The 23,569-nt window shown below is 42.6% G+C and carries 19 protein-coding genes; 8 read left to right on the top strand and 11 right to left on the bottom strand.

Going from position 1 to position 23,569, the window contains the following annotated elements:
• Positions 1-317: 317 nt before the first annotated feature.
• The 6 genes from ACT3QR_RS07250 to ACT3QR_RS07225 all read left to right on the top strand — a co-directional run bounded on the left by ACT3QR_RS07250 (position 318) and on the right by ACT3QR_RS07225 (position 6,955).
• A complete protein-coding gene (locus tag ACT3QR_RS07250; protein WP_192519720.1) occupies positions 318-869 on the top strand; it encodes a carboxymuconolactone decarboxylase family protein in 552 nt (183 codons plus the stop codon).
• Between the two features lie 130 nt (positions 870-999).
• Positions 1,000-2,199 (top strand): acyl-CoA dehydrogenase, encoded by a 1,200-nt coding sequence (locus ACT3QR_RS07245; RefSeq protein WP_443512918.1) that lies wholly within the window; start codon positions 1,000-1,002, stop codon positions 2,197-2,199.
• 73 nt (positions 2,200-2,272) lie between these two features.
• Positions 2,273-3,649 carry an FAD-dependent oxidoreductase gene (locus ACT3QR_RS07240; RefSeq protein ID WP_192519722.1) on the top strand — a complete coding sequence of 459 codons (1,377 nt, stop codon included), beginning with the start codon at positions 2,273-2,275 and terminating at the stop codon, positions 3,647-3,649.
• A 111-nt stretch (positions 3,650-3,760) separates the two neighbouring features.
• A complete protein-coding gene (locus ACT3QR_RS07235; RefSeq protein WP_192519723.1) occupies positions 3,761-5,221 on the top strand; it encodes a CmpA/NrtA family ABC transporter substrate-binding protein in 1,461 nt (486 codons plus the stop codon).
• An 8-nt stretch (positions 5,222-5,229) separates the two neighbouring features.
• A complete protein-coding gene (ntrB, locus tag ACT3QR_RS07230; protein WP_192519724.1) occupies positions 5,230-6,108 on the top strand; it encodes a nitrate ABC transporter permease in 879 nt (292 codons plus the stop codon).
• The gene (locus ACT3QR_RS07225; protein ID WP_192519725.1) at positions 6,098-6,955 is read left to right on the top strand and encodes an ABC transporter ATP-binding protein; all 858 of its coding nucleotides are present in this window, start codon (positions 6,098-6,100) and stop codon (positions 6,953-6,955) included. Before ntrB ends, ACT3QR_RS07225 begins: the two co-directional genes overlap by 11 nt.
• Before the next feature lie 174 nt (positions 6,956-7,129).
• Here ACT3QR_RS07225 and ACT3QR_RS07220 read toward each other — a convergent pair whose 3' ends face one another.
• A complete protein-coding gene (locus ACT3QR_RS07220; RefSeq protein ID WP_144296423.1) occupies positions 7,130-7,720 on the bottom strand; it encodes a recombinase family protein in 591 nt (196 codons plus the stop codon).
• A 74-nt stretch (positions 7,721-7,794) separates the two neighbouring features.
• Between ACT3QR_RS07220 and ACT3QR_RS07215 the strand changes: the two genes are divergently transcribed.
• Complete coding sequence (locus tag ACT3QR_RS07215; protein ID WP_443552615.1) at positions 7,795-9,009, top strand: IS256 family transposase; 1,215 nt, start codon at positions 7,795-7,797, stop codon at positions 9,007-9,009.
• 176 nt (positions 9,010-9,185) lie between these two features.
• Here ACT3QR_RS07215 and ACT3QR_RS07210 read toward each other — a convergent pair whose 3' ends face one another.
• The 5 genes from ACT3QR_RS07210 to ACT3QR_RS07190 all read right to left on the bottom strand — a co-directional run bounded on the left by ACT3QR_RS07210 (position 9,186) and on the right by ACT3QR_RS07190 (position 19,084).
• Positions 9,186-12,230, bottom strand: a complete 3,045-nt coding sequence (locus tag ACT3QR_RS07210) for a type I restriction endonuclease subunit R (RefSeq protein ID WP_443552613.1) — start codon at positions 12,228-12,230, stop codon at positions 9,186-9,188.
• Between the two features lie 116 nt (positions 12,231-12,346).
• Complete coding sequence (locus ACT3QR_RS07205) at positions 12,347-13,594, bottom strand: ATP-binding protein (RefSeq protein ID WP_443552611.1); 1,248 nt, start codon at positions 13,592-13,594, stop codon at positions 12,347-12,349.
• Between the two features lie 37 nt (positions 13,595-13,631).
• Positions 13,632-14,936: a hypothetical protein gene (locus ACT3QR_RS07200; RefSeq protein WP_444520687.1), complete on the bottom strand. Its 1,305-nt coding sequence runs from the start codon at positions 14,934-14,936 to the stop codon at positions 13,632-13,634.
• Between the two features lie 17 nt (positions 14,937-14,953).
• Positions 14,954-16,414, bottom strand: a complete 1,461-nt coding sequence (locus ACT3QR_RS07195) for an ATP-binding protein (RefSeq protein WP_443552607.1) — start codon at positions 16,412-16,414, stop codon at positions 14,954-14,956.
• A gap of 225 nt (positions 16,415-16,639) precedes the next feature.
• A complete protein-coding gene (locus ACT3QR_RS07190) occupies positions 16,640-19,084 on the bottom strand; it encodes a type I restriction-modification system subunit M (protein ID WP_443552605.1) in 2,445 nt (814 codons plus the stop codon).
• A gap of 160 nt (positions 19,085-19,244) precedes the next feature.
• Between ACT3QR_RS07190 and ACT3QR_RS07185 the strand changes: the two genes are divergently transcribed.
• Positions 19,245-19,409 (top strand): hypothetical protein, encoded by a 165-nt coding sequence (locus ACT3QR_RS07185; RefSeq protein ID WP_443520927.1) that lies wholly within the window; start codon positions 19,245-19,247, stop codon positions 19,407-19,409.
• A gap of 67 nt (positions 19,410-19,476) precedes the next feature.
• On the opposite strand, the gene ACT3QR_RS07180 is transcribed toward ACT3QR_RS07185, so the two are convergent.
• From ACT3QR_RS07180 to ACT3QR_RS07160, 5 genes are all read right to left on the bottom strand, one after another.
• A complete protein-coding gene (locus ACT3QR_RS07180) occupies positions 19,477-19,737 on the bottom strand; it encodes a helix-turn-helix transcriptional regulator (RefSeq protein WP_443552603.1) in 261 nt (86 codons plus the stop codon).
• Between the two features lie 167 nt (positions 19,738-19,904).
• A complete protein-coding gene (locus tag ACT3QR_RS07175; protein ID WP_443552601.1) occupies positions 19,905-20,807 on the bottom strand; it encodes a recombination directionality factor in 903 nt (300 codons plus the stop codon).
• Between the two features lie 106 nt (positions 20,808-20,913).
• Positions 20,914-22,044 (bottom strand): YqaJ viral recombinase family nuclease, encoded by a 1,131-nt coding sequence (locus ACT3QR_RS07170; protein WP_444520686.1) that lies wholly within the window; start codon positions 22,042-22,044, stop codon positions 20,914-20,916.
• 110 nt (positions 22,045-22,154) lie between these two features.
• Positions 22,155-23,147: a DUF932 domain-containing protein gene (locus ACT3QR_RS07165; RefSeq protein WP_192522962.1), complete on the bottom strand. Its 993-nt coding sequence runs from the start codon at positions 23,145-23,147 to the stop codon at positions 22,155-22,157.
• Between the two features lie 50 nt (positions 23,148-23,197).
• Positions 23,198-23,470 carry a hypothetical protein gene (locus ACT3QR_RS07160; protein ID WP_443552597.1) on the bottom strand — a complete coding sequence of 91 codons (273 nt, stop codon included), beginning with the start codon at positions 23,468-23,470 and terminating at the stop codon, positions 23,198-23,200.
• Positions 23,471-23,569: the final 99 nt, after the last annotated feature.

The following is a 23,569-nucleotide window of genomic DNA, read 5'->3' as shown; positions in this document are numbered from 1 at the left end:
ATGTATACGGATTTGACGGCAGGGGTCACCACCCTATTTTGTAATATCATTCTATATCTAAATAGATATTGATGATAAATTCATCTATGCGCATCTCATGACTCCGTTGTATTCTTGGTCGAAAACACTAGATTAGTGCTCTGCTCTTCTTTTTTCAATCACTTTCAAAGTTGAAAGTGGGGTATAGATCGATAGATTATTAAAAGTATTTATTCAACATTGGGATTTATATATTCTATTTACGAATTAGGTCTTTCGCTGATAAAAACCTACAATAATATTCATGAATTTAAAACTGCCTAAAAAAGGAAAAGTCAATGGCGCGTCTAACTGTAAACACTATTGAAACTGCTCCAGAAAAAGCCAAAGAGCGTATTGCTGCGGTCGAAAAAGCAAACGGCTTTATCCCTAACTTAATTGGCGTATTATCAAATTCACCCCAAGCGTTAGAGATGTACCAAGAAGTCGGGAAGATGAATAGTCGTAATAGCTTAACTTCTGAAGAAATTGAGGTTGTACAGATTACCGCTGCAGCTCACAATGGTTGCGACTTCTGTATAGCAGGTCATACTAAGGTGGCTACGAAACTAAAAATGCCAGAAAATGTAGTAAACGCCTTACGTGAACGTACCAATATCGAAGATAATACTAAATACCAAGCGATTGCTCAATTTGTTATGCAATTAATTGACAAACGTGGTCAAGTCTCAGATAGCGAATTACAAGCCATTAAAGATGCAGGTTATAACGACACCAATATTCTTGATATCGTGATGGGCATTGCCTTAGCAACTCTTTGTAACTATGCGAATAATGTAGCTAAAAATGATATTAACCCAGAATTACAACCTTTCGCTCCAAAAAAATAAAGCTAACGTAATAAGCAAGTCGTTGAGATTTTGCATATTTGATTGCATAAAACCGTTCATCTCAACCAAGTGATGAGCGGTTTTTGCATTTTTAGTTATTCCTCCATCAATATTTAGGTTGTTTCATCTCATGAGCCATCAAATCTCAACCAATTTTGCCACCTTTTACGATAAACCTCTTATGTCAAATACTTCATTGCCATTGATAGCACAGTGGAAAGATAGGCCGCGGTTGCTGCAAAACATTGGTGATGCAGCAAAGCTAATCCTTGACCCCATTGCCATTGACAAAGGTTATTATCCTATTAAAGAAATGGGAGAGTTGGCTAAACTTGGAGCGTTTGCATCGCATTTGAGCAGTCAAAACAATGGCTTTATGACAGCTATTGAGAGCACAGCGCAGATTTCTAAAGTTTGTGGTACAACGGGCTTTTTATCGTGGTGTCATCAGGTTATGGGTTTTTATCTTGACCAATCTGAGAATACATCTCTCAAAAACCGTATATTACCAAATCACACATTGGGCAATACATTCGGCGGTACAGCATTATCCAATCCAATGAAAACTTGGGCAAATATTGAACCTATGATTTTACGTGCCAAGAAAGTAGAAGGCGGTTATCGTGTGTCTGGCACCTTGCCTTGGATTAGCCATATTGCACCGCATCAGTATTGTGGTGCGGTAGCAACGGTAGAATCTATTAGTAACATCAGCAATGACTTGCCATTCGATATTTTCTTTTTGCTAGCGTTTGATGATGAGAGAAAAAGGGAGTGGAGGTTAAGCCAATGTCCCACATTTAGTGGAATGGAAGGTTCTAGCACTTGGAAAATTGAGCTAAATGATTATTTTGTACCGACCGACGATATTATCGCCGACCCTGCGAAACCTTTTATCGAGCGTATTCGAGGCGCGTTTGTACTCATGCAGTTGGGTATAGGTATTGGCATTATCCAAGGGGCAATTGATGATATTCGTGCGGTTGAAGGGCAACTCGGTCATGTCAATCAGTTTTTGGAAGACCAAGCAAGCGGCTTGCAATTGGCATTAGACAATACTGTGGATCACACTCGAGAGCTTGCCAAAACACCATTTAACCCTAGCAAAGACTATCTGCTAGATGTTCTAGATTTACGTATCCAAAGTGCCAAATTATCGCTAGATGCTACGCAAGCAAGTCTTTTACATCAAGGTGCAAGAGGTTACTTGATGACGTCTAATCCGCAACGGCGTATCCGTGAAGCTCATTTTGTGGCGATTGTGACCCCTGCGATTAAGCATTTACGCTTTTTGTCCCATCAACTAATGACTGAGATTACGCCTAATTGATTTTATCTTTTTTTAATTAAAAAATGAGTGGTGGCGTTTTGAATATGCTCAAAACTTAATAACAGAGAAAGATATGAACATAGATAAAGATAACAATCCAACTGACGGACGTGGTGAGTGGAAGCAGTTCTTATGCCGTGCCTGTGGTTGGATTTATGATGAAAAGCTGGGTGACCCAGATGGCGGTCTTCCCGCAGGCACTCGCTATGAAGATATTCCGGAAGATTGGCAATGTCCATTGTGTGGTGTAACCAAACGAGATTTTGAATTATTTATCCCGCGCTCCATTAACATCGTCAAGCCCCAAATTAATCCTATCAGTAACACAGGGGGATTGGTGGTAATAGGTGCAGGTCTAGCAGGTTGGGCTGTGATTGAATCAGTGCGTGTTTTGGACGCAGACTACCCCATTACCTTAATTACCGCAGACAGTGGTAATAGATACCATAAACCGCAATTATCAATTGCTATTAGCCAAAGTAAAAATGCTGAGAATCTGATTACTCAACTTGCGACTGCCGAAAGTGAGCGTTTAAATATTGGTTTGGTCGCCAATACGTTTGTCATGCACATTGACACCCTTAACAAGCAAGTGCGTACCACTAGGGGTGATTTTAATTATGACTCACTGGTATTTGCGATAGGGGCAAAACCTGTTTTACCGAAAAGCTTACTACCAAAATTTGTTTGGCGAATTAACCATGTCGATATGTTTGCTAAACTGCAACAAAAATTGGCAGTAAAACCCAATCAGTTGGTAGCAATTATCGGTGCAGGGATGATAGGTAGTGAGTTTGCCGAAGATATTGTCAAAGCAGGACATCAAGTCATCTTAATTGACCGTAACGCATTGCCACTTGCTGAAATTTTGCCGACCAAAGCTAGCCAAATGGTAAAAGATGCTCTCGTGCGTACCAATATCAATTTTTTAGGAAATAACACAGTTAGTTCTATTGATAAAAATGAAAATGGTCAATATGAAATTCACTTTGCCGATAACGATAAAACGATTACAGTTGATGAAGTGGTTGCCAGCACAGGATTAATTGTAGATGGCCGCTTGCCTAACCGTGCAGGAATTAGGTTTGCGCCACAGCAAGGGATTATTGTCGATAATCAGACTTTGCAAACATCACAAGCCGATGTCTACGCGATTGGAGACTGTATGGCAATCGATGGTCAAGCATGTCGTTTTGTTGCACCGATACGCCAGCAAGCAGATACCATCGCTCACCAAGTACTGGATCTGGACAGTGAAGGCTATAGTCACCAAACTCCTGTGGTTCGGCTAAAAACCAAATCAGTTGCGGTGACAGTGACAGGTAGTCCATGCAGGAATTCGCATTGGGAAACGATTGTTGATGATGGTAAGACTCTGATTATGCAACAGGCGATAGAAGCGGGCGATGGACGAGTGGAAATCGTGGCGGATATGGATTTTTCATTATAAAAATCATAGGTTAAATGACAATATTGATATATCAAAATATGATAAGTATTTTTGTTGAGCTTTGCTGATCGTCAGCGGTCTAATCTTTTAAAAACTTTAAAGTAAAAATTTATGAGCAACCATCAGAATAATATTTTCCGCCCTTATAACAGCGATCAACAATTGCATTTTGGTAGTTGTACTTGTGGTAAACACACTAGTCAATTGGAATGCACTGCTAGTTTTAGCAATGAGCAAACACGGCAAGTTACATATTTGCAAAAAAGCTATGGCGAACAAAGCACTACTGAGCAACTGAGCCATGATTTTATCGAGGCGGTAGCAATAAAAGCCTTGTTTCCACATGAGCCGACTCGCCGAGCGTTTTTAAAATCTGTTGGCACAGGGACTGCAATGGCGGCGATTGCTAGTGTTTTGCCAATTGCAAGCCTACAAGAAGCAGCGGCATTGGATAAACTTAATCCAGAGAAAAAACAAGTTAATATTGGGTTTTTACCGATTTTGTGCGCGACACCCTTGATTATGGCTGATCCAATGGGTTTTTACCAAGAGCAAGGCCTCAAGGCAAATTTACTCAAGCGAGCAGGTTGGGCTTTGGTGCGTGACCAAATGGTAAATCGTGAGCTTGATGCGACCCATTTTCTTGCACCGATGCCGATTGCTATTAGTTTAGGGCTCGGCTCTGCACAGCAAGATATGAAAGTAGCAGCAATTCAAAATACCAATGGTCAAGCCCTTGTTATGTCGCTCAAGCACAAGGATAATCGTGACCCAAAAAATTGGAAAGGGATGACCTTTGCCATTCCGTTTGAGCATTCAATGCACAATTATTTATTGCGTTACTTTTTGGCAGAACATGGACTTGACCCAGATAAAGATGTAAAACTGCGACTTACCACACCGCCTGATATGATTGCCAATCTTAAGGCAGGCAATATCGACGGATTTTTTGGACCTGAGCCATTTAATCAGCGAGCAGTTTGGGATAAGGCAGGCTACATTCATACGTTAAGTCAAGATATTTGGAACGGTCATCCGTGTTGTTCGTTTGGCACATCGCAAAGCTTTATCAATGAAAATCCACAAACTTTTTTGGCAATGAATCGAGCTATTATAAAAGCGAATATTATGGCAAATGACCGTACCATTCGGCATGGACTTTCTACCTTGTTGTCAAAACCAAATTATCTTAATCAACCAGAATTAGTGCTTCGTCAGTCACTGATGGGTCGATTTGCTGATGGTGTTGAAAATATTCAAGATTTTCCAGACCGTATGAGTTTTGATGTATTACCTTGGTACAGCGTGGCTGTATGGATGATGACACAGATGAAACGCTGGGGTTATCTCAAAGAGAGTGTTAACTATCAAGATATTGCCGAAAAAGTATTTATGCTCACTGATGCCAAAAAACAAATGCAATTGATGGGTTACCCAGTTAAAGATAAATTAAGCAAAGATGGATCCGGCTTGGCAAGCGGCTATCCTTCTTTTAGCGTGATGGGTAAAGCATTTGACCCTAGTAATCCGAATGAGTACCTCAATTCTTTCGCTATCGGTCATAAAGGGTAAATCGCTACATGAAAAACATTTCTACCAAAACCAAAGGTTACCTTTTATCCTTATTAATTCTGCTCTCTACGCTTGGTATTTGGCATATGGCCACTTTACCAATACAATTTCATGCACCGACTGACCCACTCAAACTAGAATATAGTGTGCTGATGGGAGATATCCCCGAAGGCACAGAAGCAGGGGCGGTAGTCAAAAGACAGAAGAGTGAATTTCCAAGTCTAGCTGATTTTGCTAAAACTTCTTGGGGACATATTTCTGACCCATTTTATGACAGGGGCTTGAATGACAAAGGCATTGGCATTCAGATTAGTTACTCGATAGGGCGTGTATTGCTTGGATTTTTCTTAGCAATGATTGTTGCTATTCCACTTGGTTATATGATTGGTATATCACCTGTATTAAACTACGCATTAATGCCGTTTATTCAACTGCTAAAGCCGATTTCACCACTTGCTTGGATGCCGATTGCGCTTTACACCATCAAGGATTCTGATGCATCAAGTATCTTTGTGATTTTTATTTGTTCAATTTGGCCAATGCTGACCAATACTGCTTTTGGTGTCGCAAATGTCCGCCGTGAATGGCGCAATGTCGCTCGTACGCTTGAGTTATCACCAATGCAAACAGCGACCAAAATTGTTATTCCTGCGGCTGCACCGACTATCGTGATAGGAATGCGGATTTCAATGGGGATAGCATGGCTTGTCATTGTGGCAGCAGAAATGCTCGTTGGCGGTACAGGGATTGGCTATTTTGTGTGGAATCAATGGAATAACCTTTCAATTGCTAATGTGATTTTTGCGGTATTGCTTATTGGGGTAATAGGTATGATTTTGGATTCATTGTTTGGGTTATTACAAAAAAAGGTGAGTTATGTCGAATAATGATGCTCAAAATTTGATTGAATTAAGAAATTTAACCAAACACTATGGCACAGGCGAAAACGTGTTTGAAAACGTCAATTTTGATATCTATAAAAACGAATTTATTTGCCTAATTGGGCACTCTGGCTGTGGTAAATCCACGATTTTAAATGCTCTAGCGGGGCTAGAAAAAGCTAGTAGTGGCGAAATAATCATGGGGGACAAAGCGGTTACTGCTCCAGGTTTAGAGCGTGGTGTTGTGTTCCAAAGTCATGCCTTACTTCCTTGGCTCTCCGTCAGCGACAATATCGCCTTTGCTATCAAAGCCAAAACCCCTAATATCTCTGCCAAATACTTGGATGAACAGATAAACCATTATCTTGGTATGGTTAGCTTGGCAGGAGTCAAGCATAAAAAACCCAGCGAATTATCTGGTGGTATGAAACAACGTGTTGGTATCGCTCGTGCATTTGCAACTCAGCCCAAAATGCTCTTAATGGATGAGCCGTTTGGAGCGTTAGATGCTCTAACGCGTGGCGTGATTCAAGATGAACTGGTTAATATCGTTAATGAAACCCATCAAACAGTTTTTATGATTACCCATGATATTGACGAAGCAATTTTACTAGCTGACCGCATTTTTTTGATGAGTAACGGCCCTAGAGCTTTTTTGGCAGAAATTGTTGAAAATACCATTCCTAAGCCACGTCATCGAGATGATATTCACCACCATAGCCACTATTATAAAATTCGCAACCACTTACTTGATTTCTTATTGCATCGTAGTAAAACTTTACAACAACAAAGTGATCGAGGAACGTTACCAAGAGTGATTAATTTTAAACATGAAAGCTGGGATGGGTTATAAGGAATATTGATACTCCACTAGAACCAGTGCAAGTATTTGTGAACCGCCCCGGCTATATTGGAGGCAATTTTTTCGAATCAGAATGTATGATTAGAATCTATAAGATTAATCATTATATGTCTGATCGCATTGTGTCTATAAGAAGGCAAATAAACAATTAAAAAACCTCAGCTATCATCCCTGCTTTAACACCCTATAAACCGTAGCCACCCCAACACCAACCGCCTTAGCAATCTCCTCTTTCGTCATATTGTTTTGACTGGCCAACTCTCTAATACGATTATGTTTCACTGTATTGGCTTTCTTACCTGTGGGCTTATAACCACTATTCGCTAACCCCTGCTTAATACGCTCTCTACGCTTATCGTTATCAAGCTTTGCCATCGTTGCTAACAAGTCGATCAGCATATGGTTAATCACTGCTAGGATCTCACCTGTCATGCCCTTACTTACCGTATGCGTGGTTGGTAGATCGGCCACCACCAATCGCAAGCCCTTGTCTTTGATGCGCTGCTTTAGAATTGCAAAATCATCTTGAGATAGCCTGCTTAATCTGTCCACGCTTTCAACCAGCAGAATATCGCCTTGATCAGCGTCCTTTAATAGCTTAGCTAATACTGGCCTATCGAGCTTTGTACCACTGAAATGCTCAACATACTCAACATGGTTATCATTATAGCTTTGGCTAAAGCTAATCAAGTCAGACAAGGCTCTCTTAGCATCTTGATCCTTAGTGCTGGCTCTCACATAAATACGAACGGTCATAACGCCACCTTTATTAATGAGCCTTTCCCAAAAACTGTGTAACTGCTTATAATCCAATAACCGGAGAATAAGCAATGACTACTCAATCTGACCTTAAAAAACTGGCCGAGCAAATGGCTGGTAGCATGAAAAGCTTTGATGACATCAAAGACTTCCAAAAGCAGCTCATGCAGTCGTTTATCGATACTGCCCTTGAAGCTGAGATGGAAGACCATCTCGGCTATCCCAAGCATGAGAAGGCGGATAAACCTAATAAGCGCAACGGGCACACTAAAAAGACCGTCCGCAGTGACACAGGCGATCTTGAGATATCCACCCCAAGAGACCGTGATGGCGCTTTTGAACCTGCCTTAGTGCGTAAGCATCAAACCCGTATTAGTGGCCTTGATGATAAAATCATATTCCTTTACGCCAAGGGCCAAACCACCACCGAGATTGTAGAGAGCATTAAAGAGCTCTACGATGTCGATATCTCAAGTAGCTTGGTTTCAAGAGTCACCGACAACATATTAGAGGACATCACCGCTTGGCAGAACCGGCCACTGAGCAGTGTTTATCCTATCGTCTATTTGGACTGCATCGTCGTGAAGATACGTCAAGACAAGCAGATCATCAACAAGGCTATCTATCTGGCGCTAGGCGTGGGACTTGATGGTAAAAAAGAGCTGCTTGGTATGTGGCTCTCAGAGAATGAAGGCGCTAAGTTCTGGCTAGGTGTTCTTACCGAGCTTCAAAACCGTGGGGTACAAGACATCTTAATCGCTTGTGTCGATGGTCTAAAGGGCTTCCCTGATGCCATCAATACGGTCTACCCTAACGCTCAGGTTCAGCTGTGTATCGTGCATATGGTGCGCTATTCGATGAAGTTCGTACCTTGGACAGATAAGAAGGCCGTAGCGGCTGATTTAAAGGCCATCTACGGTGCTGATACGCTTGAGATGGCAGAGGCCAACCTTGAGCACTTTGATGAAGTATGGGGCAAAGAGTACCCGCATGTCATCAAGTCTTGGCGCAATAACTGGGAGGGCTTAACGGTGTTCTTTGGTTATCCTAAAGACATCAGAAGAGTGATCTATACCACCAATGCGATAGAGTCGCTAAACAGCGTGATTCGGACAGCGGTGAATAAGCGTAAGGTGTTCCCGTCTGATCAGGCGGCATTCAAAGTGGTGTACTTAGCCACCCAGCAGGCGTCTAAAAAGTGGTCGATGCCAATCCGTAACTGGACGTCTGCTCTGAATCGTTTTATGATTATGTTTGATGACCGTATCAGTAAGCATTTAATCTAAAGGGCAGTTACACAGAATTCCGGATAGTCTCTGTTTGACGGCTATTTATCTCATTTTTATCACCATTTTCAAAATGAGGACACGCCCTAGTAGTCGTTTGTATTATAATACATCATGATGATAATACAATTCAACATAACAGTAACAATCAAGCAAAGTGTATTAATTTTTTATGCTTATCTTTTTTCCCCAGCCTCTCTATCCACCAGCATTCGTAAGCTATGCATAAATGCCATTTGGAAGTTCTCATCACCCACAAACTTTTTATAAAAATCCACTTCTTTGCGGCGGTCTGAGACGACAATTTCTCTGACCATATTGGCAAACTCCATATTGCGTGCTTGCTCATCTTCGATATTATTGTACTTATACTCAAAGTCACGATGCTCTTGAATACGCTTAACCAAGTTGATGAGTTTAAAGCGTTGCTCTTCGGGCGTTGCGTGCCAGTTTTCAAACCAGCGCTGATTAAAATCATCGATGATCTTATCTAATAATTCATGTGTTGATTCAGGATCGTAAACGCCTATTGGATTAGGGTTAGATGGTTTTAATTCACCTTTATCATCGGTGAGGGTTATTTTTTGCCCTAATGCAGTACGCTCAATCGCGTAAGTGTTGAGATTGACTGACTCGAGTAGCTCATCTAGTGCTTGGTCTTCAGTGCTTTGAACGTTTAGTTTGGGTATCAATGGCTTTAATACCCAATACAGACGCTCCCAATCGATCATGTTAAATGGGATGATTGCCGCAATTCTACCGTAGAGTTTGACGAATTGCTTGGCTTGCATCTTAAATTCAATCTTGCTTTCATCTGCTAGGTTTAGCTCATCGTTAAAGCGATCAGCAAAAACATCTATTTTTGGTTCTAGCACTTCCATAGGCTCATTACCAAAAAACAGATCAGCGTATTCTATTACCTCATGCGTTTCATACACGCCTTTGCTGTCTAGATTGTCTTTAATCTCATGCAAGACATTGATGTCAGTCGCTTCAGACAAAGTGGTCGCTGTGTAGTATCTATCAAAAGCAGCTTTTATATCTGAGGTGCTGTTATAAAAATCGAGTACAAATAAGTCCTCAGTTTTTTTACCATACTTTGGTGCTGAGCGGTTAAGGCGTGAGAGCGTTTGTACTGCCTGCACGCCTTTGAGCTTCTTATCGACATACATAGCGGTAAGCTTCGGCTGATCAAACCCTGTCAGATATTTATTTGCCACAACCAATAGGCGGTATTCATCGGTATCAAACTTGTCTTTGGTTTTAGACTCTTCAAAGCCATTCATCGCAGGCTCAGTATATTCAATACCGTCTACCTTTTTGCTGCCAGAGAAAGCGATGAGTATTTTAAAGGGACTGCCTTTTTCTTTTAGATGTCTGGTTAGTGCCTGATAATATCGAATCGCCATTGGAATATTTTGCGTGACGACCATGGCCTTAGCGTGACCGTTTAGACGGTTCTTGCCATAGATGTTATCCATAAAGTGATTAAGTATAATTTCAGCTTTAGTATTGATGGTTTGCTCAGTATGTTCAACGTAAGCCTTTAGCGCCTTTTGTGCTTTGTTAGTGTCAAATTTAGGGTCATCTTTGATGGTTTTTTGAATCTGATAATACGACTTAAACGTAGTGTAATTGCTAATCACATCGAGGATAAAACCTTCTTGAATGGCTTGCTTCATTGAGTACAGATCAAACGGCTCAAAGCTGCCATCGTTTTGCTTGATACCGAACTTCTCAAGTGTGCTGTCTTTTGGCGTGGCAGTAAAGCCAAAGTAGCTGACATGACCTTGCATTTTTCTGGCTTCGATGGCTTTGTTAATTTTATCTTGGTTGTCTTCTATCTCTTTGTCATCATTAGCGTTATCAGTATCACTCTCATCTTTTACGCCAAGGGCTTTGTTCATGTCATCGCTGACTGTGCCGCCTTGTGAACTGTGGGCTTCATCGATCAAGATGGCAAACTTCTTGTCTGCCATTTCGCTGATCTCATCAAGTATCCACGGGAACTTAAAGATAGTGGTAATAATAATCTTTTTGCCCGATTCCAACGCATCACGCAGATCACGCGAGCGCTCTGCATGGGCGATAATACCTTTGACTTCACTGAACTGGTTAATGTTATCGCGGATTTGTTTGTCAAGTAGCCTACGGTCAGTGACCACGATAACCGAATCATAGAGCGGCTTTTGCATACTTACCGCGCTGATAGTATCGTTATCATCGCCTGCGCTAGGGTAGGCTTCGATCAGCTGATACGCTAGCCATGTGATAGAGTTAGACTTCCCTGAACCCGCTGAATGCTGAATAAGGTAACGCTTGCCTACGCCGTACTCTTGTACGTCAGCCATCAGTTTTCTGACCACGTTCATTTGATGATACCGTGGAAAGTACAACGTCTTGTCATTGAGCTTAGGGTTTTTGATATCAGGATCATCACAGCCCAAACGCACAAAATGGCTTAATAAATTGATTAAGCTGTCTTGCGCCAGCACTTCTTCCCATAAGTAAGCGGTCTTAAAGCCATTAGGATTCAGCGGATTACCACTGCCACCATTATTGCCTTTGTTAAACGGCAAAAAAAACGTCTTAGCACCAGCTAGACGTGTGGTCATAAAGGCTTCTTGGTTATCTAAGGCAAAGTGTACCGCACAGCGCGCGAAGTTAAATAACGGCTCTTTTGGGTCACGGTCGTTTTGATATTGTTTGAGGGCGTTAAACCGTGCTGTTTGGCTCTTGTGGGTGCTTTTTAGCTCAAAGGTAACAATGGCTAGGCCATTGATAAACAGCACAAGGTCAATGGATTTACGCGGCTCATTGGCTGAGTAGTACACCTGTCGGGTAACGCTAAATATATTTTTTTGGTAGTTGTCTTTGATCTTTTGACTACTGCTAGCAAGCGGGGCGGGGTAGAGCAGGTTCAATGAGGCGTCATCGACTTGCAGTCCATTTTTGAGAATATGCAATATGCCATTGTTTTTGATGACACGGTCAAGCCTATGCAATATTTTATCTTGCCAATCATGAGAATGAAACTTGATGATTTTATCCAGCTCATCTTGCTGGGTGTCTTGCAGAAACTGCCAAAACAAAACCTTATCAATAGCGAAGCGCTTATCGAAGTCATTGGATGCACCTTGAATATAGCCCATACTGACCATGCTTTTGACAATATGATCTTCAAGCTCACGTTCACTAAAATTAGAAGGTTGATTTGCCATGGCAGATCCTTTTTTATTATTATCAATGTGGCTAGATGGTGCGTTGTTACGAATGTCTAAAACTATATCTCAATGTCTAAAAAGCTAAGCCGAATGTCTAAATTACAAAAACCCGTTTATTCATCTGTTAGCTTCCAAGTCTTACCCTCTGCTATGATCTTATTGTTTTTGCGTAAGCTTTGTAGCAGGTTCCGAACTTTGGCTTTTTTTTGCTGCTCTGACAATACGTCTGGTAATCTATCTAAAAGAAGATCATCAATCACAGAGCGTTTTACGGCTCCAAAGCTCTCAATACACTGTAAGATCATGTCCTTATAATACTGGTTATCAAGTCCTTTGTTCTTGATGTAATTTGCCATCTCGTCAGTTTGCTTAGCGATATGTTTGGCGATATGGAAGTTTGGTTTCCTGCCTTCGATCAGCTGACGACGTTTAAGATATTTAAATTCATAGTCATCTAAAAGCTTATCCTTTTGTACCTTATCGAGCAGGATAATTTCCTCAAGCGATAGATCAGGCGATTGCGCTAGCTTTTGCGTATAAGCGGGATCGATAATCTTACCGTAAATGGTCACCTCAACTTTATTATTAGTCAAGTCGTATTCAGGTAACGGGAAAAACTTGTTACGCTGAATGATAAACATCTTTCTGATGCCACTGCCGATGGTGTCAATCATGTTTAAGTTGATCATCGCATCAACCAAAAACTTGTTACGATAACGATGCTCAGGGGCGTCTTGTTTGACCACCGTTTCAACATTGACAGGGATAAAACGTCCTTCATTTTTTATGACTAATCTGCCGTCCTCAAACTCCACTAAGCTAACGCGACCGCCGCGCGTATAGTCTTGGTGAATAATGGCATTGTTCAATGACTCCCTGATGAGATACGGGTCATACTGATCCACCTCTTTAGGAAACAAGGTATTGCCTTGCATATAACGATACTTTAAATTACGCACCTTGCCAAACACGTCATCGACTGCCTGTAGTAGGGGGAAGCCAAAGTGTTCATAATCCTTTTCAACGCCGTCTTTGTCTTTGAGTATCCAAGTGACTGTTGCGGAAGCAGGGTTGATAAAATACTCTGATTCACTTTTACCAAGTAACAAAATAGCGGCGCGGGTAATTTTTCCTTTGATGGTGAGCTTGGCTTTATCCAAAAACTTACGATCGTCCCAATCTGACATGTCTTCTTTGAGCTTGGGGTTTTTATCAGCAAATCTTAGCCGCGCAAAGGCGATGGCATCAGGGTCGAGATCATCAATGCTGGCGTCCAAAATGGTGTGCCGACTCCAATCAGCTTGAGATGATTCTTGCAGCGTCTCAAGCGGCTCGGACAATTGGTTGATGGCATTGGGCATGTGGGTCACTTGGCTGTTTGGTATAGTGATATAAATGTTAGCTGACCTTAATCTTACCTGTCACTGCTTGATTGATCAGGATGGTTTTATATTCTTTTAGGCGGTTGATTTCCTGCTGAATTATGTTTACAGCAGTATCAATTTTTGAGCTTTGGGCTTCTATATACGATAAGATTTCTTTTTGCTCCTTGGGAGGAGGAACAGCAACATGTAAATCAAAAAGCTCACTAGTATAAAGGCGTATTAAACCTTCAACGATACCAGTTGCTCTGATAATAAACTGCTTGATGTACTCAGGGTTTCTGAAGAGAGTTTCTAAAAATTTAACATCATCTATGTACGCTTTGCATTTGTATACAGCGTAGTCAGGGCTAACGAGACCTCTATAGTTAATGTTGCTTTTAAAGAAAACGCCTAAATGTGCTTTAAGTTTATTGAAAACAAGGTCATTTTTATACACTATTTTATTGTCAATATTACTCAAAGCCACTTCTGCTTTTTCGTGATACTCTGATCTAACCACTAGACCGTGCTTCTGGCTCATCATAAACAGAGGTTCTTCACCATTCTTAGAGCGTTCATTTCTTTCTGAAAGAATGTACTTCAGTCTCTTCAAAACCCAATGCTCAGGAATATTTCCGATCCAATCAACGCCACTGTCTTTCATCGGCACGTCAGGGTTTAGCCCTTTGGTCACCGCATTTTGAATGATGATTTGCTTATATTCTTCAAGCTTAGCGATCTGCTGTTGTTTTAGGGTGATGGCTTGGTCGATTTGGGTAGTTTTATATTCAATAAATTCAGTTATTTTTATCTGAGTATCATAAGGCGGCAGAGGTAGGTCTAACTTAGCAAAATCGTTATATCTAAAATCCGTTGAACGTTCTCTTATCCCTTTAGCAAGAGAAAGTATGAAACCACGTAAAGCCATACTACGCATAAAATACATATAATAATGCGGTGATATTCGATCAGGCTCTTTAGGAACGCATACTGAATAAACTGGTGTGGACTTTCCTTCAGAATCCGAAACGCCAATTGCACCTGCGAAAGCGTCCATTTGGTGAATAACTAAATCACCTTTTCGGATGCCTTGGTAGCCATGTTCTTTTAATGCATTTGTAAACCCATCAGTTCTACGGTTAGACCTTAAAGTAACTTCGCCATCACGAAAGCAGGTAACGATTCCGTCATCTTTTCTAATAGATCGATCCATTTTATTAAATAGCCACTTTCCTTTTTCAGTACTCCACTCTTCAGGAATCTCGCCTAACCAATCCACGCCACTGTCTTTATAGCTCTCATATCGCGGGTAATCCATTTGCGTTAAGTCGTCTGTCATCTTTATTGTCATCAAGGTTAACTCCAATGTGGCACATATCTGGCAGACCGAGTTCCCGCCGTTGGATCATACATTTTTATCACGCCAGCTTCGATGGCTTGCTTGATAACCCGACTGATCATGGCACTGTTTTTTACATCAATCCCAAATCGCTCTCGTAGCGTAGAGTTATTCATCGCTTCATGGCTAATATATTTTAATGACGCATGCAGATAGCAGGCTCGAATACGTTCTTCTTTATCCAAGTCCTTAAACTCTCGATGGGCAAACAAGGTTATCTTAGTAAACTCTTCAGACATCTCAAACAAAGGGGCGGGCAGTTGATAAAACTCAGTCTCAGCGACGACTTTATCAATGCCAGAACCACGCTCTTCACAGATACCAATGCGCCGCATTAGCGAGGCGATGCCTTCGTTACGGCTGCGTGGTGGCTTGTCCATCAATCGATCTATAGCAATCAAAGAGGAGCCTGGGTTGATAATCTCGATGCGATGCTCATAAATTTCGATTAAAGGGCTTGTGCCTGTAATATTAAAGTCTTGATGAATCAAGGCGTTGGCGACCAGCTCCCTTAATGCCAACTCAGGATACATGGGCACTTCACGGCGAAACGCATCGCCGATGATCTCATTGCTGGGTAGGATCAGTTTCAGGCTTTCTATGACCCCTTCGTAACCAATGGCATAGCCTTTATCTGAAGTGATTTCACGAATGGTTTTTAATTTATTATTACCTTGATAAACAATAATGCGTAGGGCTTTGCGCGCTAACGCTTTAAAATCAGATAATTTATGGGCGAATAATACAGCCCCTAGATTGGTAATATCCCACAGTCCAGAATCTGTTTTTTTGATAAGACTATCATCAGCAATAGCCTCCATAATAGCGTCGTGGTTTTCTGGTAATGGCGCGTCAAGCAATTGGAAGTAGCTTGCATAATCGAGCAGACTCAGCACTTGCTCTTTACTTTGTTGATGCGTGGCAATTTGCTCTTCAAAAGGCGTCCTATCAAAAACGCGCCATAGCTCTCGTTCTTTTTCGGGAAATTCACGTAGCTTTTTGGTGTAAGAGCCTATTCTTACGTACTCCACACCATCAAAGCGGACAGGGGTCGTTGAGGCAGATTGGATCTCTAGAATAACGATGGGCTTGGTATCAAGTTCAAATTCATAAAACCGAAAGTTAAGTTTTGGTGTCAGCTTTTGCAATAGCCAGCTTTCTAGTTCTTGATTTTTTTTTCGTGTTTGGCTTGGCGTAAAGCGTGTACCAACAATCTCATGATCTTTGTCATCAAGTCCCCAAACCATATAAGACTGTTTTTTGCCAATAAGTGCTGAGGTGTTGGATAAGGCGGAGATGTTTTCCCCTATCATATCAGGGTCTTCATTGTTTACCTTAAACTCTACCCATTCGGTCTCACTCGGTAGTTTGGCCAACTCAACCGTCAAAGATTGTAATGTATCAATTTTTTCAAGCATGGTTTTCTCTTTATTAATAGGTGTCAGTCAAGCAGCGCTCAAGCAAGTTAGATAGGCGCAAGCCCTTATATTTATAGGCTTTGCCACTAATATTTAGTGACTTTCCACCTTGTCAGTCAAGCAACGGTCAAGCAAGTTAGATAAGCGCAAACCCTTATAACTACTGGCTTTCTTAACCATGTTTCATGAATTGACACCCTGTCAGTCAAGCAACAGTCAAGCAAATCAATGATGTGACAATATGGTGTGAATCAAGCCATCTGCCTGCTTTTCAAGATCAAGCAGCTCTTGTGCCACCGTTTGCAAGTCTCGCAAGGGCTTATGCTGATAAAAGTATTTATTAAAGCTGATCTCATAACCGATCTTCACGCTATCAAGGTCTATCCATGCCTCAGTGACATGTGGCTTGACCTCATTTAGATAATACTCATGGATGCTATCACCAAACGGTATCGATTCAGAATCGCGCAGATCTGAGTTTGACTCATAGATCACATACTGGTTGGGCTTGGCGTCCTCAATCCCTACGCTTGTGGCAGGATAATAGCCAAAGTCGGGCAAGTCATCGATGCTACAGCCTAAATGCGTGGTTAATGCGTCAAGCTTGTCAGACTTAAGGGTACTGATAGATTTGATTACCTTTGCGCCGCTCTCATCGTACCAGCTGACCGCGTTGAGTATTTGCTTATGCTCAGTGGCTTTAAGCTTAATATCGTTGGCTTTGAGCGTGCTTTTGATCAAATCAGTAAACACATTAAAGTCAGTATAGAGCGTATCTGCGCTGTACTCGTGACTTAGATCATCGCTGATCGCATCACGAATGACGGTGGCATAGTCCAGTATCGCACGCTGATCTTGCCATGTACTAAAGTTAATCAGTTTTTTACGTTGATTGGCAGACAGTCCAAAATCTTCTTTTTCTGACCACTCCTTTAGCACGTCTTTTTGACTGGTAAAGAAAGCTTTGTCGTAGAGCTTGTCACCAAACTCATCATACACTTGGCTCATTGCCTCATGGATTTGATTGTCAAAGCGCAAGCTTGCAATGAGATCATCACGCATTTGCGCGTGACGGCGGTCAGGGCGCTCGATACTTACTTTATAATAGCCAAAATCTTGGTTATCAAATACCTGACTGGCGATACCGATAGGATCGCCTTTGTCGTTGAAGTCATCGGGCTGACGCGTCACGGTTGCCATATCAAGGTAGGTTTGAGTAATGGCGGTGATATCGGCTGGGCTAAACTCGCAGTTTTTATCGCCTAAGTTCTTGCGAAGCTTGCGATACATTTGGCTGGCATCGATCAGTTGTACCTTGCCTTGGCGTGATTTGGGTTTGTTATTGGATAGCAGCCAGATATAGGTAGTGATGCCAGTGTTATAGAACAGATTGTTTGGCATTTGGATAATGGCTTCTAGGTAATCGTTTTCGATAACGTAACGGCGGATGTTACTCTCACCTGAGCCTGCATCCCCTGTAAATAAGCTTGAGCCATTATGCACTGAAGCAATGCGCGAACCTTGGCTACCGCTATCGGTCGATTTCATCTTATCAACCATTTCCATTAAGAATAACAGCTGACCATCGCTTGAGCGCGGGGTGGCAGGTTCGGTGCTGACCACGCCCCAATAATCAGCCAGATCCACGGAAAAGCGGCTATCAGCCACTTCTTTGCCGTCCATGATGTCTTTTTTGTCATTTGACCAGCTTTTGCCGTATGGCGGATTGGACAGCATATAGTCAAAGGATTTACCCGCAAAGCTATTAGACGATAGGGTAGAGCCAACCTTGATGTTTTCAGGGTTATTGCCCTTAATCATCATATCCGACTTACAGATCGCGTAAGTCTCATCGTTGATTTCTTTACCGTATAGATAGATGCTACGGTTGTACTCTTCGCTTGGGTATTTTTCGATGATGAAGTTTTGCGATTCGGTGAGCATACCACCACTACCGCAAGCAGGGTCATATACGGTAATGCTTGGTGGTAAGTTGCCTTGCAAAGGGTCAAAAATAAGGTGCGTCATCAGCTCAATGACTTCACGCGGGGTAAAGTGCTCGCCTGCCTCTTCGTTGTTTTCTTCGTTGAATTTACGGATCAGCTCTTCAAACACATAGCCCATGCCCAAGTTGCTTAAGCCTTGGATCTTATTACCATCAGGATCTGTTTTTTCATTGGGAGAAAAGTTGCGATATGGAGAAACAAATTGCTCAAGTACGCCGAGCAATACTTGCTTACTTGCCATATGCTTGAACTGCGCAAACAGATCAAAGCAGCGGATGATTTCTTTGACGTTGTCGCTATAGCCGTGCAGATACTCTTCAAGGTTTGCCAATAAAATGGATTGATTATTACTGACCGTTTCGCTCAGGCTTTTTAGCGTCCATTTGCTGGTGTTATAAAACACATAGCCTGACGCGTCCTTTAACCCGTCTTCGTCCACTTCTTCAAAGCCTGCCTCTGCTTGAAAGGCGACTTCTTCTAGTACCTTTTCTTTGGTCGGCTCAAGTAAGCTATCAAGCCTACGCAGCACCACCATAGGTAAGATAACGTCACGGTACTTACCTCGGACGTAGACGTCTCGCAGGTAGTCATCAGCGATAGACCAGATAAAAGAGATCAGTTTGTTATGGACGGTTTGTAGCTGTTTGGGCGCGGATTGACTCATTGATAGCTCAGTCTAAATAATGGAATGTTCAAACTGCCTAGTATAATGAGTTGGCTTGCGGTAAAGCAAATGTTGATTTTTGCTTGGTTTATACCCATGTATGCCTTAGCGATTGAAATCGTAATAATATTATTCAATTACAGGTTATAAGGAAAGTACGATGGGTGATCCTCGCGGTGACGACTATATGGAAGATTATGATGAGCTGACACCAGAAGAGCAACAGCTTGAAGATGATATTACTGAACAAATGGCAAAGCAGGGTCTAATGCATGATGACTTTGATGGAGATGTGCCCTTTGGCGCTTTTGTTGACCTAGATTAATAAAGCTCTGTGTCATCATTAGGCAAAAAAAATAAGCCGCTCAGTGCGGCTTATTTTTAGGTAGTGCTCAATGAAAACGAGCAGCTATCTTACCTTCAATCCACTGAGCTACTTCACTTTCAACCCATGCCACACGCCCTTTAGATAGCTTAACCTGAATAGGGAAGGTGGGGTCATAACGGTTCGATCTTTTATCGAGCATATCGTAAATCGTTGTGCTGCTAAGCCCTGTGTAGTGTACGACCTGTTTTAGCGGAAGCATGCGAGGTATTTGTGGCATGCTTAGTGTTGATGTGTTTTGCTGAGTGTTTGCGTTTAAATTTTCCATGATTATCTCCTTGTAAGTGAACGAGAGCATCACCTCTCATATACTTACCGAGTCCCATATTTTTTTATGGCATCCCATGCAGTCCGAGCGTTAGCCTTTGATGCAGGTAATAAAAAAAGGAGCTGATTTATCAGCTCCTTTTTATGCCATTATTTATCTGTCACGAGTTAGCTCACCGCTGTCACGCTTTGGCGTAAGCCTTGCGCGATACTGCGGGTGTTTGGCTGCAGCGCTTCCTCTACCTTACTAGACATTTTATTGCTGTCGTCTGCTACTGGATAAAACTCTTCCACCACATCAGACATCTCATCACCATCAACTTCAAAGCACGAATTAGCATAGCCAAGCGTGGCAGCTTGCTCCAATGCCGCTTGATCAAAGCCGTTCTCGCTAAGCTCCCTATCAATCGCCTTAGCTTGCTGTACCGCATCTTTGAGCGTCACCCCATCACGCAAGGTTAAATCCACAAAGTAAATCGGCGTACGATAGCTCTGTGTGGTGCTTTTGCCTCTAAGCGTTAATTGCAGGGGTAAGCAGGACAGCTTATTGCCTGATACCGCAGCAAAGTAGCTCAGCCGTGCTGCAAGCGTACGAATACTATTAAAGCCAGTAGTTCGAAAGATAAACGTACCTAGCTCATCGTCTTCTGACAGATTAACGTACAGTCTGCCATAAGGCTTACAAGCGCCGCCTTGTGCTAGCGGACAGCGATCAGGCGATGGACAAGGCAGTTGCTCAACGCCATTATTGGTACGACGCTGACAGTGTTCACCATCGCCCACGCATAACGGACGACCTGTTTGCCGATCGAATAACGTGTACTGAGCTCGTAAATTAAGATCAGGATCATTGAACAGCATACGAACGGGTATTTGTCTGAGCTTACCTTCACTACGTGCGCGGAGCTTTTCATCAAGCGGATGATTGACCCAGCCGTCTTTGTTTTGCACTTGGCTGGTAATGGTGAATTGATCGTCTTTGGCAGGTAGGCGTTTGCCATCCTTTTGGATAACGCGTCCAATGCTGATACGACCGAGTACGGGCGGGGTAATCGTTAGACCTTTAATCATGATGATATTCCTTATTTGTTTAATAATTTGAATAAATCGACATAAAAAAGCCCACCTGTGATAGGTGGGCTTTATGCGTTTGGTTAATGAGATTAGCTGTCTAGGTTCAATTGTCATTTAAGATGACGAAGCGACGACTGCCTTGACGGGTTTTACTAAACTGATCCATCAGCTCAGGATGTGCTTTGATCACCGCTTTGGCATCTAAGCTCACGCTGTCTTTACTCTTCTTCCATGAGATCGCGCCGCTAGAGAAGACCGCCACTTCATTGTCTTGGATCAAGCTTTGTAGTTGATGTTTGATTTGGTCATGCTGATTTTGTAGCTCACTCATTGAGTCACGGTGACTCAGTAACTTAGTAAATAGCTTGTTAGCCCCAGCGTCTTCGCTGAAATCAATTTTACTAGCAGGCTCAGGTTTCGGATACAGCTGCTTTAATGCGCGTGCGGCTGACTCTGAATGATCGGGCGTTGGCGGCGTGTCGGTTTCTACGTATTGCCAAAACAGACGCTCATGCTCCATAATTGACGCAATCAAACGCTCATCACGCTCAACCTTGTAAATCTTCGCTTCGTGTCCGCAAAGCAATACACAGATGTGCGCCGCAGTTTTGCCAGTCACTGCCAGTTGGTGCTGCACTTGGCAAGTGACATATAGCGGCACGCCATGCTTCCACAGCTTAGCACCATGTTCACCTGTGGTTTTGCATTCCAGTATTTGTACTTCATCGCTACCAGTGATAGCGTAATCCAAGTTCGCCAACATGAAGTGATTGTCAGGATCAGGATGCTGCAAGATGGCGTTGACGCGCCTGACTTTATTACCCGTGTGTTCTTGGTAGTATTTAGCCACCATAGGCTCTAAAGTGTTGCCCCAATACAGCGGTGAATATCCTTCGATGCTCTCATCAAGGTTTGATTCCATACGTCCTGTCTTAATCATCCACAGCTCAAGCATTGATAAATACGGATGGATACCACAGGCGGCGGCAGCATCACTACTGCCAATGCCTTGCTTGCGAATTTCAAGCCATTTGTCATGGCTTAAGTTTTTGGTGTTGATTAAGCGTTTGGCTGTCGCTTTGACGACTTTATCCTTCTGAGCCGTGTCAGTGCTAGGACTAGGCTTAGTTGTCTTTGCAATTACCTGAGCGGCAGGTTTGAGGTCTTTGGTTTTAACCGTTAAGCGCTTACGATGTCTCGCTTGAGCGGTGTTGTTTAAAGCGATGGTTTCCATGATAGATTCCTTATAAATGGGGTAGTGAATGTGATTGGTTGAATAATCGGCATAAAAAAACCACGCCCTAAGACGTGGTTATTGTTGGTGTCATAAAATAACTAAGACCGCTAAGCGATTAAGGCTCGCGCATCCTGTAGACCTTTTTCCTTCAGCTTAGCCCCAGCACCGAACCATGCTGAATTAAGTCGATTGTCGGTATTCATTGCACGTCTTTCATGATCGACGTATTCAGTGATACTACAGAGCAAACCATAAGCAGTGTCTTTAGCCGCATCAAGATCGGCTCCGCGTCCTTGACCGTTAAACATCTGCATCACTTTATTCATTGCGCGAGCATTGGGAACCGCGTCTTTTTCTTTCTTAGCGCTGTTAAACAGGATGATGTCATTGTCCTGATCGTTGAACACACGGCTTAGGTAATTAGCGGCCTCTGCTTGAGTCACACGTCGCTCAGACAACTGTTTCATCTCATAGATATGCTCATCCCACTGTTTAACCGACACGCCCAATTGCTGCTTGACCTTGTCAGCATCAAAGGAGGTGGAGTGCGGGACTTTCACCACGCCGCCGCTACCATCAGCAAGGCTTACCGCTAAGGTGTTATTACACACCACACGGATATTGGTAAACTGCGCTGTGGTCGCAAGCGTGCCATCACAAGCGGTTGCCAGCAGTAAGTAGCCATTACTAACATCACCGCCCCTAAGACTGGCTGACTGACCTGTACGTGCCAATGCCCATAGCTTACGACCACCCTTTAACACACCTGCGGTCTCAAGCTCAAAGTGTGAGTGTTCCGTTAGCTCACGATAAAACTCAAGTATCTCCTCTGGTTGTACTTCTTGATAGCGCTGACTGACCACTGATAACGGATCAAGTGTGTCGGATCGGTACAATACCTTTTGATCAGCGAACGGCAAGATGAGATTATGACCTCGATCGTTCTCAGCCATGTAGCTGACGTCCGACGATTCAATACGCCAATCCATTCCTGCTTCACGTGCCCATACCTCAAGTGGTTGCTTGGGAGATAGCTCGTTGCCAAGACCATGCCAAGGGGTTTCGCCAACGTATGCCATGCTTTCTACTAAATGTGCCATGATGATTTTCCTTTAAAATAAGAGTAATAATGAATGAAGGGTTAAATGAATTAAGGGGTAAAAATGTGCTGACAGTTTTGACAGCAGTACGGTTGGTATCCTAAGGTTCTGGGGTTATCTGATCGCACCATGTGCATGAGTACAGACAGCATGGCACCTGCGATGACGCCGATACTGGTATGAATCTTTAATGATCGACACAAGCCAATGCTCATGCCAATAATGGCTGTCGTCTCGCTCAGCTCGTGAATAGTATCTGTCATCTCTTGATGACTCACCTGATAAGTGGCTGAGGAATGGCAGTTGGGACAAAGGGTTTTCATAAGGACTCCTTATTTTGAGCATAAAAAAGGCCTGCTAAAAAGCAGACCTTGATGAAGGAATAAGGTACACACAAACAGGCTGTACTCAATCTCATGGTA

It is taken from the genome of Psychrobacter sp. AOP7-B1-25 (genome assembly GCF_052376195.1).
In the GTDB taxonomy this organism is placed as follows: Bacteria; Pseudomonadota; Gammaproteobacteria; order Pseudomonadales; family Moraxellaceae; genus Psychrobacter.
This window is presented reverse-complemented; position numbering and strand designations above follow the sequence as displayed.